The 14,624-nt window shown below is 38.0% G+C and carries 15 protein-coding genes and 1 riboswitch; of the genes, 10 read left to right on the top strand and 5 right to left on the bottom strand.

Annotated elements, in window-relative coordinates; genetic code table 11:
- Positions 1–18 precede the first annotated feature (18 nt).
- A riboswitch (SAM riboswitch) is annotated at positions 19–130 on the top strand.
- A gap of 109 nt (positions 131–239) precedes the next feature.
- Positions 240–1,433, top strand: coding sequence for a methionine adenosyltransferase (gene metK / locus KFV12_RS10015; RefSeq protein WP_111716361.1), 1,194 nt, complete (start codon positions 240–242; stop codon positions 1,431–1,433).
- Between the two features lie 177 nt (positions 1,434–1,610).
- Here the strand turns inward: metK and KFV12_RS10010 are convergent, their stop codons facing one another.
- Positions 1,611–1,826: a hypothetical protein gene (locus KFV12_RS10010; protein ID WP_254256700.1), complete on the bottom strand. Its 216-nt coding sequence runs from the start codon at positions 1,824–1,826 to the stop codon at positions 1,611–1,613.
- Between the two features lie 244 nt (positions 1,827–2,070).
- Here KFV12_RS10010 and KFV12_RS10005 point away from each other — a divergent pair, with 244 nt between their 5' ends.
- Positions 2,071–2,985: a nuclease-related domain-containing protein gene (locus KFV12_RS10005; RefSeq protein ID WP_111716363.1), complete on the top strand. Its 915-nt coding sequence runs from the start codon at positions 2,071–2,073 to the stop codon at positions 2,983–2,985.
- Between the two features lie 39 nt (positions 2,986–3,024).
- On the opposite strand, the gene KFV12_RS10000 is transcribed toward KFV12_RS10005, so the two are convergent.
- From KFV12_RS10000 to KFV12_RS09985, 4 genes are all read right to left on the bottom strand, one after another.
- Positions 3,025–5,169, bottom strand: a complete 2,145-nt coding sequence (locus KFV12_RS10000; RefSeq protein ID WP_254256699.1) for a 5'-nucleotidase C-terminal domain-containing protein — start codon at positions 5,167–5,169, stop codon at positions 3,025–3,027.
- Between the two features lie 103 nt (positions 5,170–5,272).
- Positions 5,273–5,596: a fluoride efflux transporter FluC gene (locus tag KFV12_RS09995; RefSeq protein ID WP_254256698.1), complete on the bottom strand. Its 324-nt coding sequence runs from the start codon at positions 5,594–5,596 to the stop codon at positions 5,273–5,275.
- On the bottom strand, positions 5,593–5,943 hold the full coding sequence (locus KFV12_RS09990; RefSeq protein ID WP_111716364.1) for a fluoride efflux transporter FluC: 351 nt from the start codon (positions 5,941–5,943) through the stop codon (positions 5,593–5,595). The genes KFV12_RS09995 and KFV12_RS09990 overlap by 4 nt, the downstream gene beginning before the upstream one ends.
- Before the next feature lie 40 nt (positions 5,944–5,983).
- On the bottom strand, positions 5,984–6,283 hold the full coding sequence (locus KFV12_RS09985; protein WP_099576750.1) for a hypothetical protein: 300 nt from the start codon (positions 6,281–6,283) through the stop codon (positions 5,984–5,986).
- 182 nt (positions 6,284–6,465) lie between these two features.
- Between KFV12_RS09985 and KFV12_RS09980 the strand changes: the two genes are divergently transcribed.
- From KFV12_RS09980 to KFV12_RS09945, 8 genes are all read left to right on the top strand, one after another.
- Positions 6,466–7,176, top strand: a complete 711-nt coding sequence (locus KFV12_RS09980; RefSeq protein ID WP_254256697.1) for a transaldolase — start codon at positions 6,466–6,468, stop codon at positions 7,174–7,176.
- A 177-nt stretch (positions 7,177–7,353) separates the two neighbouring features.
- The gene (pxpB, locus tag KFV12_RS09975; RefSeq protein ID WP_254256696.1) at positions 7,354–8,061 is read left to right on the top strand and encodes a 5-oxoprolinase subunit PxpB; all 708 of its coding nucleotides are present in this window, start codon (positions 7,354–7,356) and stop codon (positions 8,059–8,061) included.
- Positions 8,061–9,032 (top strand): 5-oxoprolinase subunit C family protein, encoded by a 972-nt coding sequence (locus tag KFV12_RS09970; protein ID WP_099576756.1) that lies wholly within the window; start codon positions 8,061–8,063, stop codon positions 9,030–9,032. The genes pxpB and KFV12_RS09970 overlap by 1 nt, the downstream gene beginning before the upstream one ends.
- Positions 9,032–9,463 carry an acetyl-CoA carboxylase biotin carboxyl carrier protein gene (locus KFV12_RS09965; RefSeq protein ID WP_239243230.1) on the top strand — a complete coding sequence of 144 codons (432 nt, stop codon included), beginning with the start codon at positions 9,032–9,034 and terminating at the stop codon, positions 9,461–9,463. Before KFV12_RS09970 ends, KFV12_RS09965 begins: the two co-directional genes overlap by 1 nt.
- 11 nt (positions 9,464–9,474) lie before the next feature.
- Positions 9,475–10,824, top strand: coding sequence for an acetyl-CoA carboxylase biotin carboxylase subunit (gene accC / locus KFV12_RS09960; protein ID WP_111716372.1), 1,350 nt, complete (start codon positions 9,475–9,477; stop codon positions 10,822–10,824).
- A gap of 2 nt (positions 10,825–10,826) precedes the next feature.
- Positions 10,827–11,579 (top strand): LamB/YcsF family protein, encoded by a 753-nt coding sequence (locus KFV12_RS09955; RefSeq protein ID WP_239243231.1) that lies wholly within the window; start codon positions 10,827–10,829, stop codon positions 11,577–11,579.
- Between the two features lie 19 nt (positions 11,580–11,598).
- Positions 11,599–12,813 carry an NRAMP family divalent metal transporter gene (locus KFV12_RS09950; protein ID WP_111716375.1) on the top strand — a complete coding sequence of 405 codons (1,215 nt, stop codon included), beginning with the start codon at positions 11,599–11,601 and terminating at the stop codon, positions 12,811–12,813.
- Positions 12,814–12,903: 90 nt separating this feature from the next.
- A complete protein-coding gene (locus tag KFV12_RS09945) occupies positions 12,904–14,550 on the top strand; it encodes an FAD-binding dehydrogenase (protein WP_254256695.1) in 1,647 nt (548 codons plus the stop codon).
- Positions 14,551–14,624 lie beyond the last annotated feature (74 nt).

Below are 14,624 nucleotides of genomic sequence, written 5' to 3'. Positions count from 1 at the left end.
TTATCTAACTTGCGGATTCTCTTATCCAGAGTGGTGGAGGGACATGGACCCTTTGAAGCCCAGCAACCCTTAACTTCATTGTTAAGTAAGGTGCCAAACCGTTTGCAGACAGCTGTCTGAACGATAAGAGCAGAATGGACTAATTATGTATAATTAGCCTTCTCTCTTAATAGGAGAGAGGGCTATTTTTTATTTATAGCTTGAACCGTGAAATATATATTTATTAGGAGTGTTTATAAATGACAGATCGTAAATTATTTACGTCAGAATCAGTAACAGAAGGACATCCAGATAAAATTGCTGACCAAATTTCAGATGCAATCTTAGATGCAATTCTTACAGGAGATCCAAAAGCACGTGTAGCGTGTGAAACATCAGTAACAACAGGTATGGCATTAATCGCAGGTGAAATTACTACATCAACATATGTTGATATTCCTAAAGTAGTACGTGATACTGTAAAAGAAATCGGATATACACGTGCTAAATTCGGCTATGACTTCCAGACGATGGCAGTACTTACTGCAATCGATGAGCAGTCGCCTGATATTGCTCAAGGGGTAGACCGTGCATTAGAAGACCGTGGTAACTTATCTGACTCAGATATCGAATCAATCGGTGCTGGTGACCAAGGTTTAATGTTTGGATTTGCATGTAATGAAACTGAAAGCTTAATGCCTTTACCAATTTCATTATCTCATGAATTAGCACGCCGTCTGACTGCAGTGCGTAAAGATGGCACTTTAGAATACTTACGTCCAGATGGTAAGACACAAGTTACTGTTGAGTATGACGAAGCGGGTAAACCGAAAAGAATTGACACGATCGTTATCTCATCTCAACACCATGAGAAGATTGAATTAGAACAAATTCAGGCTGATATTAAAGAACACGTTATTAAACCAGTTGTTCCAGCTGAATTAATTGATGAAGAAACAAAATATTTCATCAATCCAACTGGTCGTTTCGTAATCGGTGGACCTCAAGGGGATGCTGGTCTTACTGGCCGTAAGATTATCGTAGATACTTACGGCGGATATGCGCGTCACGGTGGTGGTGCATTCTCTGGTAAAGATGCGACTAAAGTTGACCGTAGTGGTGCTTATGCAGCGCGTTATGTTGCGAAGAACATCGTTGCAGCAGGTCTAGCTGACAAATGTGAAGTACAATTAGCTTATGCGATCGGTGTAGCACAACCCGTATCTATTTCAGTTGAAACTTATGGTACTTCTGAATACACTGAACAACAACTTGTTGATGCAGTACGTAAAACATTCGACTTACGTCCAGCAGGTATCATTCAGATGTTAGATCTTCGCCGCCCAATTTATAAACAAACAGCTGCTTACGGTCACTTCGGTCGTACAGATGTTGATTTACCATGGGAAGCGACAGATAAAATTGAAGATTTAAAAGCAAATTTAAATAAATAGAGGCAGGGATAGAAGTGTTCTGCCACAAGCAAAAACCGGACAAAACTAATAAATCGTTCTTTGATTTATAGTTTTTGTTCGGTTTTCTGTCGTAGTGGCCACTTCTATTCCGCCGTTTTAGCTTTATTCGTAGGATGAAAAAAGACTACCTCATGCGAGATAGTCAATAAAAAAATATTAAGCTTCTTCAGTTTCTTCTTCAGTAGTCTCTTCTTCAGCATCATCTTCAGTAGTTTCTTCTTCTGTAGCAGCATCATCTTCAGTAGCTTCTTCTTCAGTTGTTGCTGCATCTTCAGTTTTTGCGTCGTCAGTTTTTTCCTCTTCACCACATGCACCTAATAATAATGCTGATGCGAAAGTACCTGCTAATAATAAACGTTTATACATTGCCATGGTATCATCCTCCGAGAAAATTTAATTTTGCCCAAAAATATTTTTAGGACACTTAAATTATTTCATATCATTATTAATTAAGAATTTATATTTTATTAAACATTGTTAATCTTTGTTCAGAATATTAATTTCTTATTAATATTTTTAATTAGAGTAAACTTTCACAAATTACTTTCATATTTTCGATGAAGTTCTTCTGAAATTTCATTATAATAAAGGAAATACGGTTAGAAAGGTGAATGATATGTCAGTAGAAGTAGGAAGTACTTTATTTTATGTGTTAATTGGTTTAGGTGTCCTGGCTTTATTATTCTTCGTCTTATGGTTACTCGCATTATCCAGCAAGAAAAAATCAATTGCGCGTAAAGAAGAAGAATTTCGTAAAGCACAGAAAATTAGATCAGATGAGTATCACGATGAGAGTGAAAAGTCTCGACTTCAATATAAAAAAGAATTAGCAGAACAAAAAGAAACATTACAGAAAACAATCGATGAGAAATCATCACATATCGAATCTTTAAAGATGTTCTCGAAAGATAAAGGTGAATATTTAACTGACCTTACTTTAATTCAGTTAAAAGAACAGTTCATCCGTGAGGAGCGTATTCGTCCGGAAGATATGCACGTTCTTGCAAATATCTATATTCCTGGTAAACGCGTGAAAAGCACTGATAAACTTGATCATGTCGTATTGACGAGAACTGGTATCTACCTGATAGATTCTAATTACTGGACAGGTCATATTTATCACGGTGTAAGTGAGATGCAGTTTGCTGGCGAACCGATGCTAGAAGGTGTATTCAACATATTAGAGCTTGATCCGAAGCTTGAACAGACAATCGTACTCGATAAGAACAAAGACGGTAATGCTGAATTCAGAACATATAACCACTCGATTGAAGCATTGAAATTAAAAGCAGAACGTTTAGAGAAAGTGTTTGAGTTACCGTATCCGGTAACACCGATTGCGTACTACAATGCAGAAGGGGTAGGTAGTGAACACATTACGAATTATTCGAGAGATAATGGTGTGAAGGTGATTGTAGGTGAAGAAGAACTGCAAACATTCTTCGAAAAATTTGTCTTCCATGGTAGATTCCAGTATAAAGTTGAAGCACTTGAAAATATTATGGACCAAATTGAACATTTAAATCCGTAACAAATAAGCCTTGAGTGAATTTCACTCAAGGCTTATTTGTTACGCAGATTTACGTTTCACTAAATATAATCCTAATCCTAATAATCCGATTGCAGCAGCACCTGTACCAGCCGCTTCACCAGTAATCGGTAATTGCTCAACCGCTTCAGTAATTGCAGGTTTGTTTGTATCATCTGCAACTTGATCCGCTTGAATTGTCGTATCTAAATTTGTTTCATTCGTCTTTGCAACAGTTTCAAATGGAATGACTTTATCATCATGAGCAGCCTTCGTAACTTCTAATACGACAGGTTCTTCAGTAGAATCTTCTGTGTTGATGATGAAACCTTCGCGTCCATCTTCTTCTGTAGGTACGTCAATTTGAGGTTTTACAGTTTCAGTTGTCGGTCTTTCAGTCGTTACTTCTTCAGATACAACTGGTTGATACGCACTCGCGTTTCCTGCTAAGATACGTTGTAATGCTTCACTTGTATAAGCTGTCATATCAGCAGCTTTAAAGTATTGACGTACAACTGCATCTAATGATGGTCCTTCTTCACGAGGTCCACCAAGCATGGTATAACCATCGCCACCAACGGCTAAGAAATCATTTGTTACAACTTTGTATGTTTTAGTATTGTTTAATGGTTCAAATTTGTTTGTCTTTTTGTTGAATACTTCAATTGCATAAACACGTTCACCAGCAGGTTTAGTCATGTCATAATGAATTTTGATTGATTTAGAGATGTGTAAGAAGGCACCGTTTGCATCTAATCCTGTTTTTCCGTCTTTTTCAACAACCGGTGCACTTAAAGCGTGTTCAAACATTGCTTTAACGTCAGTACCTTTGACGTTAATTTGTGTAATAGTGTTTCCGAAAGGTAATACTTTAATAATATCTCCGATTGTTACATCTTTATTACCTTCGATTGAAGCTCGGATACCTCCACCATTAGTTACAGCAAAGTCACCAGCTGCATCAAATCCGTTAACAGAATATGCTTCCATTGCATCAGCAATTGCGTTACCTAAGTTTGTCTCACGTGTACGTACGTCGTTACGTTCACCTTGAAGTTGTACTGGATTGTGGAATACGACTTCAGAAGTTGCTTTCCCAAAGTTATCTTTTGTAGTATCAACGATAGCTTTAACTGCAGCATCTTGTGTAACTTCTTTCGTATCTGCTTCTTTAATCATTGAAGCTTTCAGATTACTTGCAACCTTATTTTGTAAATCAAATGTAACTTTCCCGATGTTTGCAAGTGCCGTACCTGTTTGAGCAAGCATTACCGTATTTTTTAATTCACCATTTTCAATGACAGAGTGAGAATGTCCATCTAATATGACGATTGCATTATTTTTAAAATCTTTGTTGCCGGCAATCTTATTCGCTAAATTATCACCACGCCAAGCTTCTTTCGTTGTTGTGTCGATACCTAAGTGACTTAAGATGATAAATGCATCAACTTTTCCTTGTAGCTTTTTCATTTCTGCAGTTACAGATGCAACTGGATCAAGGAACGATACACCGATAATGTTGTTCGGGTGCGTCTTTGTAGCAGTCTCCGGTGTTGTTACACCGATGACACCATATTTCTTACCATTTTTCTCGATAATTGCAGAAGGCGCATAAACACTTTTTCCATCTTTATAAACGTTTGAACTTAAAATAGGGAAGTTTAATAGTTTCTTATAGTTCATCGCAGTTTCAAAACCGAAATCAAACTCATGGTTACCAACAGTCATCGCATCGTAACCAACAGCGTTCATCGCTTTTGCCATGTCAGCACCTTTTGAGAAGTTAGATAATGGTAAGCCCTGGAAAGCATCCCCAGAATCAAACATCAATGTAGGTTGTTCTTTATCTTTGATTGTCTTTACCTTTGCCATGCCGATAACACGGCCATCTTCAGCATCTAAACGACCATGCATATCATTTGTATGTAAGATCTTTACTGAGTTCGGTCCAGCAGGAGTTTCTGTTGTTGCTTGTTCCGTCGTTGGTAATTCAGTCGTAGCTTTCTCAGTTGTAGGCGCTTCAGTTGTAGGCGCTTCAGTTGTCGCTGCTTGAGTCGTTGCTACTTCAGTAGTTGGTGCTTCTGTCGTTGGCTGTTCTGTCGTCACATCTGCAAGTGCATAAGGACTTTGGAAAAGCATTGAGATTAATAACGTTAACATTAATACCATTGATGCAATTCGTTTCACGGTGTTCCCTCCAAAATAAATTTTAATTTCAATATTATAATAATGTATAAATACATAAGCTGTGATAATTTTAAGAAAAAATTACGCTAAATTTACAAAAAAATTATAAATGAAATGTATATGCAAACAAGTAGAGTAACGGACCGAATATATAGGTAATTGTTATATAGAAAATACACCAGTTTTTATTCGTTTCATACAGTTTAACAATCTCAATGTTCAACGTAGAAAATGTTGTGAATGCGCCTAAAAAACCAGTACCGAGGAAAAGCATCGTTGTCATATCAAAACGTGCAACGATGCCTAACAACAATGCACCTAGTAAATTAATGAACAGTGTACCAAATGGAAAACGCCCATTCATCTTCTGACTGATATAAAATCGTAACATAGCCCCGAATGGTGCACCGATTGCAACATAGATCAATTTCTGTCACCCCATTTCATACCGATAACAGCACATATCATACCTCCAGGGATGCTAATACTATAATAGATGAAAAGTGAAAGATAATGATGTGCTAAATAGAGATCGGCAACGTCTTTACTCAGTGCAGAGAATGTAGTGAAGCTTCCTAGAAAACCGGTTGTAATTCCAGTCTTTATGTGCGATGACCAGGATAGCCGTCTAAAGTAAGTTGTAGAAAATCCTAAAGCAAATGCGCCGATGAGATTCACGATAATTGTATACAGCGGTGCATGAAGCGCTAAACTTATACTATATCTGCATAATGCACCGAAGACACTCATACATGCAATCCAAAGATAGACCATATAAAAACCTCCATAATAAAAAGGATTGACGAATCAATCCTTAAATGATACCAAATCTAAACAGAATACTAGCAAGTTGTAAGAGAATAACAACTAAGATGACCCATGGCCAAATTTTCGCGACCTTATATAAACCGCTTGAAATGTTTTCAGGCTGCTTCAAAGCTTTATCAATTAAGACAATACTAATAATAAGTAAAATACAGCTTACTAGTCCGGTAAACAGTATGATGGCATTGATAGAACCGAAAAGTATTGCCAGCACGGGATTATAACCGTTACAAAAGATACTTAAGATAACAAAAAATATAGAGAAGTAAACATATTTGTTCGCTTTCATGATGTTCCTCCATTCATTAATCATTTTATTTTACCACATCAAATGACAACAAAAATATAAAATTCTGAAAAGAATAGTAAATATATTGAAAAAACAAACAAGTATACTCAATCATTAGCAATATCATACATTATGTGATTATAATAAGTAGAAGTGTATACATTAAATGTGGAGGAATAATAATGAAAAATTTAAATGTGCAAGTATTTGCTGATGGTGCGGATATCGAACAAATGAAAACAGCTTACCAAAACCAGACAGTTGATGGATTTACGACAAACCCATCACTTATGGCTAAAGCTGGTGTAGAAGATTATACAGCTTTTGCAGAAGCTGCAGTTAAGGCAATACCAGATGCTTCTATCTCATTTGAAGTATTCGGCGATGATATGGAAACGATGGAGAAAGAAGCAGCAATCATTCAGTCATTCGGTGAAAATGTTTTTGTTAAGATTCCTGTCGTGAATACGAAAGGCGAATCTATGATTCCATTAATCAAGAAATTATCTGAACAGGATATTAAATTAAACGTTACTGCGGTTTATACAATCGAACAGGTGACAGAAATCGTAAAAGCAATTAAACCAGGTGTTGAAACATACGTTTCAGTATTTGCTGGCCGTATCGCAGATACTGGTGTAGATCCTATGCCATTAATGCGTGCTGCTGTAAAAGTTTGTCACGAAAAAGAAAGCGTGAAACTTTTATGGGCATCATGTCGCGAGCTTTATAACGTGATTCAGGCAGATGAAATCGGCTGCGACATTATCACATGTCCAGGGGACGTTGTGGAGAAGATTCCGAATATCGGTCGTGACATCGATGAATTATCAGTAGATACAGTTAAAGGATTCGCTAAAGACATTCAATCAAGTGGATTAGGCATTTTATAAGACATCTTAGACCATTACACAAATTGTGTAATGGTTTTTTTATGAGGTATATTTATATACTTATTTATAAGTTTAATTATTGTTGCTCTTTATTACTTTAAACTTTCAAAATAAGTAATTTAAATTATCAGACTATTATGATATGATTATTTTGGTAAAAAAGAAAGGGGTTACATCATGAATATTGTAAATATCAATGAGAACTGTATGAGCGTCGTCTTTGAAGAGCGTATTGATCCTGAGATTAATGCGCAGGTGATCCAGTTAAAATCTGCGATACAAAATAGCGCTATCAGTGGCATATTAGAGCTTGTCATTTCTTATAACACGCTCGTTATTTATTTCGATGATACAGTGACAGATCATGAAACGTTAAGTGAATCTTTACAGAGTCTTACACTATCTTCAACAGCTCAACAGCAGACAACGACATACGTTATTCCTGTGTGTTACGAGGCACCGTTCAATCTTGATCTGGATGAAATGGCTTCATTACATAATAAAACGACAGAAGAAATCATTCAAATACATACAAGTAAACCTTATCTTATCTATATGTTAGGCTTTATGCCTGGCTTTCCATTTTTAGGAGGATTAGATGAGTCGATTGCAACACCCCGCAAAGCTTCACCGCGTAAAGAAATTCCTGCGGGTTCTGTAGGTATAGCAAATGCACAAACTGGTATCTATCCATTAGCTTCACCTGGGGGATGGAACATTATCGGAAAGACACCTTTAAAGCTATTCGATCCGAAACGCGATCCTGAAGTTTACTATGAAGCTGGAGATTATATTAAGTTTAAACGCATCTCAAAAGAAGAATATGATAACATTGAACAGGCTGTAAATAACGGTACTTATGAAATTGAAACGGAGGTACAATAATGGGACTTCAAGTCATACATCCGGGAATGTATTCTACAATACAGGATCTCGGACGCACAGGCTTTCAAAATGTTGGTTTATCACCAGCAGGCGCAATGGATTATCGTGCATTATTATTAGGTAACAATCTGCTTGGTAATACAGATCATATGAGTATTGAGATGACGATGCAGGGTGGCATCTTTAAATTTACTGAAGATAATGCATTTATCATTACTGGTGGTAATATGCTTGCTGAGTTAAATGATACGCCTGTAGTTAATCGATGTGTATATAACGCAAAAGCCGGCGATATATTAACATTTAAGACTGCTAAAAATGGATACCGTACTTACCTGACGGTCAAAGGTGGTTTTAATCTACCGAAAGTTCAGGGTAGCTATTCAACGCATATGAAGATTAAACTAGGCGGATTAGATGGACGTACGTTGATTAAAGATGATTTTCTTGCATTCAATCAACCGGAAATTGTTGAAACGAGACGCGTTAACACGCATTTTATCGATAAAGTAAGCACGATTCGTTTTATTCCAGGTCGTCAATATGACCGATTTAAAAATTTAGCGGCATCACTATCAAGCACATACGAAATTTCTAATACATCAGATAGAATGGGTATCCGTCTGTCAGGTGAAATATTAGAAGTGAAGACGAACTATGATATCATCTCTGAACCGGTTCAGCTCGGTTCAATCCAGGTATCGTCTGACGGTCAGCCGATTATACTGATGAATGATCGTCAAACTGTCGGCGGATATGCAAAGCTAGGAACAGTATATTTCAGTGATATCCCTACACTTGTGCAAAAAGGTCCTGGGAGTGAGATTCGTCTCGTTGAAGGCACTTTAGAAGAAGCGATAGCAGAGAAGAAAAAGATGATGAAGATTATAAATGAAGTAAGCATGCATGCATTTGATATCAGACACACGAGTCAAAAAATCCAAAACTTATTAGAGAAGGCGGAATCATAATGAATTCAGATAAATTACAACAGCTCATTGATATGATGAATAGTAATGAACTAAAAGTTATTTCGGTAAAAGAAGGCGATAACGAATACTACATCGAAAAAGCAATTAAAGAAGTACAGGCCTATCCGGTACAGCAAGTACCAGGACAAGTGACACAACAACCAGAGCAGGAAGTTGTCGAGCATGGACATCACGTACAAAAGTCTCAACTGGTAGGAACATTCTATAATATGCAGGATGAAGCATCAAAAGAGCCGTTTATCCGTGTCGGTGACAAAGTTGAGAAAGGTGACCGTATCGGTATCATCGAAGCGATGAAAGTAATGAATGATATTCATGCTGATGTTGATGGTGTTATTGAAGCGATTCATATCGAGAACGGAACTGCTGTAGGCTATGATGAACCGTTAGTGACAATTAAAGAAAAATAGGGGGTGACACTTTGAAGAAAGTATTGATTGCCAATCGAGGAGAAATTGCGATTCGAATTATTAGAACATGTAAGAAGATGGGCATTAAGACGGTTGCTGTCTATTCTACGACAGATGTGGATAGCTTACACGTTACTTTAGCAGATGAAGCAGTTTGTATCGGTCCATCTAGTTCAACTGAAAGTTATCTGAATATGAATAATGTGATTGCTGCAGCTGAAATTACAGGTGCAGATGCGATACATCCGGGTTATGGTTTCTTAGCTGAAAATGCTAATTTCGCACGACTATGTGCTGAACATGATTTAGTATTCATCGGACCTACACCTGAAACAATCGAGAAGATGGGTGATAAAGCTGAGGCGCGTAAGACGATGGTCACTGCTGGTGTACCTGTAATACCTGGTTCAAAAGATGTAATACCGACACTCGCTGAAGCGACGGTGAAAGCACAGGAAATCGGCGTACCGATGGTGATTAAAGCAGTCGCTGGTGGTGGCGGTAAAGGGATGCGTATCGTCAGCCGTATGGAAGATTTCGAAAATTTATTTAATGCGGCTAAATCAGAAGCAAAGAAAGCATTTGGAGACGACCGTGTTTACATAGAAAAATTTATTAAGACTGCAAGACATATTGAAGTGCAGGTCATTGGTGACGGTAAAGGAGATGCAGTACATCTTTACGACCGTGATTGTTCTATTCAACGTAACAATCAGAAGCTTGTAGAAGAAGCGCCTGCTGCTATCGTACCGGATGAAGTAAGAGAACGCATGACACGTGATGCCGTCAACGCAGCGAAAAATATTAATTATCGTGGTGCAGGTACGCTAGAATTCTTATACGTTGAGTCAACAAAAGAGTATTACTTCCTAGAGATGAATACGCGTGTTCAAGTAGAACATACGGTAACCGAAATGGTGACTGGCGTCGATATTATCGAAGCACAACTTAATATCGCATTATACGATAAGTTCGAGCTTGTGCAGGATGAGATTCAGATTAATGGTTTTAGTATCGAATGTCGAATTAACGCTGAAGATCCAGATCACGGATTTAGACCAAGTCCGGGGAAAGTAGAATATTTAAATTTACCTAGTGGACCAGGTGTAAGAATCGATACATTCTTATATCAAAAGTGTATGGTTTCTCCGTATTATGATTCAATGATCGGTAAATTTATAACATTTGAGAAGACGCGTGATAGAGCGATACGCAGAATGTTATCTATTCTTGATGAGACGGTGATTACCGGCTTCCCGACAAATCTTGATTATCAGTATCGTATTATGCAGCATCCAAGGTATCAGGAAAATATTATCGATATTAAATTCTTAGAGAAAAATCACTTCCTGGAGGGCTAAAGATGAAGATTGATTTAAATGCAGACTTAGGAGAAAGCTTTGGTAATTACACGATTGGCAATGATGAAGCGATTATACCTTTAATTACTTCTGCTAATATCGCATGTGGTATGCATGCAGGGGATTTCAATGTATTAAATCGTACGGTAGCACTGTGTAAGGAAAATAATACCGGCATCGGTGCACATCCTGGTTACAATGATCTCATGGGATTTGGTCGTAAACAAGTCGATATGAGCTATGACGAAGTTGAGAACCTCGTTACGTATCAGCTTGGTGCAATACAGGCATTCTGTAATAAACATCAAGTAGAATTAAATCATGTTAAACCACACGGTGCACTTTACAATGCAACCTTTAATGATGAAAAGCTTGCGCAGGCTATCGTGAATGCGATCAAGCAATTTGATCCGAAATTAAAGGTGATGGGTATTGCGGGTGGTAATTTAGTACGCGTCGCACAGGAAAATGGCTTAACAGCGATTAACGAAGTATTTGCAGATCGTAATTATACAGATGAAGGCACACTTGTTTCTCGTAAAGCGAATAATGCGATGATTCATAATGTAGACGAAGCGGTTGAACATGTATTGCGCATGATCATAGATCAACAAGTAAAGACAGAAACAGGTAAGTTAATACCAATTCAGGCAGATTCAATTTGCGTCCATGGGGATGGACCAGAAGCATTAGCTTTTGTTGAACAAATTCGTGATACATTGTTACAAAAAAATATAGAAATTACTACAATCTAACTAAGAAAAGGGGCTTATTATGAACAACGAGAAACCTAAAATGACATCAGCGCAGCGCAGATTACTGTTCGGCGCAATCTTCTTAATGGCGACGTCTGCAATCGGACCTGCCTTCTTGACACAGACGACAATCTTTACAGAACAATTCCTGGCAAGCTTTGCCTTTGCGATCTTACTGAGTATCATTATTGATATCGGTGCACAGTTAAATATTTGGCGTGTGTTAACCGTAACAGGTAAACGTGGACAAGATATTTCAAATGAAGTATTTAAAGGATTAGGAAGTTTTATCGCGATACTTATCGTACTTGGAGGACTAGCATTTAATATCGGTAACGTTGCCGGAGCAGGACTCGGTTTTAATGCATTACTTGGTATTGACGTGAGAATTGGTGCAGTGATTACAGGAATACTTGCAATCATCATATTCAGTAGTAAAAGTGCAAATAAGATGATGGACGTTGTAACACAGATTCTAGGTGTAGTAATGTTACTGACAGTAGCATTTGTTATGATTAAAGTTCAACCGCCATATGGGGAAGCTTTAACGAAGATGGTAATGCCTGATAATCCATTAGGACTTGTAATGCCACTTGTAACAATTGTCGGTGGTACAGTTGGTGGATACATTACGTTTGCCGGAGCTCACCGTCTGATTGATGATGGTATGGTTGGTAAAGCGAATTTACCATTCGTATCTCGTGCAGCAAACTTAGGTATCTTAACGACAGGATTAATGCGTTTCTGTTTATTCTTAGCAGTGTTAGGTGTAGTAGCAACGGGTGTGAAGTTAGATCCAGTAAACCCACCCGCTTCTGCGTTCCAGCATGCTTTAGGACCAATCGGACCTAAAATCTTTGGTTTAGTATTATTAGCTGCAGCACTGACTTCAGTTATCGGTGCAGCATATACATCAGCTTCATTCTTAAAAGGATTCCATCCAGTATTTACGAAACACAATAATATCGTCGTAATTTCATTTATCGTATTCTCTACAATCGTCTTCTTACTTGTAGGTAAACCAGTGAAATTATTAGTACTAGCAGGCGCATTTAACGGCCTTATCTTACCGATTACATTAACTGCGATTCTTATTGCATCGAAAAATAAACGTATCGTTGGAGATTATAAACATCCAACGTGGTTACTTATTTTAGGTGTGATTGCAGTACTTGCTACAATCGGTGCAGGATTTATGTCGATTCAATCATTGATCGATCTATGGAATCAATAAAACATTTATAAGACAAAGCGTGAACACTCATGCTTTGTCTTTTTCGTTTATAATCATATTAAGACTGTCTAAAGAAAGAAGGAATTGATCATGAAAAAAGAGGTAACAATTATTGGTGCAGGACTTTCAGGATTAGTTGCTGCAACAGAACTATTGAAAAATGGACATCACGTGACGATGATCGATCAGGAACCGAAGACAGCAATCGGTGGACAAGCATTCTGGAGTTTCGGAGGATTATTCTTAGTCAATTCAAAAGTACAGAGAAGACTTGGTGTAAAAGACAGTTATGAACTCGCTCAACGCGACTGGTTAAATACAGCACAATTCGACCGTCTAGATACAGAAGATTACTGGGCGAAACAATGGGCAGAAGCATATATTAAATTTGCAGCATTTGAAAAAGAAGCCTATTTAGAAAGTATGGGGATTAAACTGACACCAATATTAGGATGGGCAGAACGTGGAGGATATAGTGCATCCGGACACGGCAATTCAGTACCACGTTTCCATATTACATGGGGAACTGGCCCTGGCCTGATTGAATCATTTGTGAACTATGTATTAGCTGAAGAACAGAAAGGGAACTTCCGCTTTTTAGAACGACATCAAGTGACACAGTTAAATATTACAGACAATAAGATAACTTCGATTGAAGGTAATATACTCAAGCCAAGTGAAGCAGAGCGCGGTGAACCATCTAACCGTGAAATTATTGATCAGTTCAAATTTGATACACCATACCTCATTATTACGACAGGTGGTATCGGAGCAAATCACGAACTGATTAAGAAGAACTGGCCACGCCGACTCGGTAAAGCACCGGAGACGATGATACAAGGTGTGCCGGATTCAACAGATGGTAAGATGTTAGGCATCAGTGAAACAGCAGGCGTGAAACTCGTGAATAAAGACCGCATGTGGCACTATACTGAAGGCATTATCAACCATACACCAATCTGGAATAATCACGGGATTAGAATCATACCCGGACCATCATCATTATGGTTTGATGCGTTAGGTAATCGCATGACAGCACCAGACTATCCAGGATTTGATACATTGCATACGCTGGAAACCATCTGTAAGACAGGATATGACTATTCATGGTTTATCTTAACAGAAGATATTCTAAAGAAAGAATTCGTCTTATCAGGCTCTGAACAAAATCCGGACCTCACTGAAAAAGACATTAAACTACTATTAAAAGAACGCCTTTCTTCAAATGCGACAGGACCCGTAGAAGCATTTAAAGAAAAAGGAGAAGACTTTATTGTCGCAGAGAATATTCACGACCTAGTACGTAAGATGAACGCATTAGCAGGCAGTGAATTACTAGACGCAGATCACATTAAGACACAGATTATAGAACGAGACCTGCAACTCGATAACCCGTTCAGTAAAGATCCACAAGTGACATTTATTCACGGCGCACGAAAGTTTCTTGGTGACAAGCTGATTAGAACCGCTAAACCACATAAAATACTTGAATCTAAAAGATTAATCGCTGTTAAACTGCACATTATCAGCCGTAAGACGTTAGGCGGAATACAAACCGACTTAAACAGTCAGGTTATCAGTCAGGAAGATACACCGATCCATGGATTATATGCAGCAGGAGAAGTCGCAGGATTTGGAGGCGGCGGCGTACACGGATACGGCGCACTTGAAGGCACTTTCCTCGGTGGATGTATATTTAGTGGAATGAGAGCAGCACATGGCATAGACGAAGCATAAGTATTTTCACGATAAATAAATTCGACATTTTCAAGCGCTTACAAAAGTGATACACTAGAATTGACTAAAAATTA

It is taken from the genome of Macrococcus epidermidis (assembly GCF_024205965.1).
Lineage (GTDB): Bacteria > Bacillota > Bacilli > Staphylococcales > Staphylococcaceae > Macrococcoides > Macrococcoides epidermidis.
This window is presented reverse-complemented; position numbering and strand designations above follow the sequence as displayed.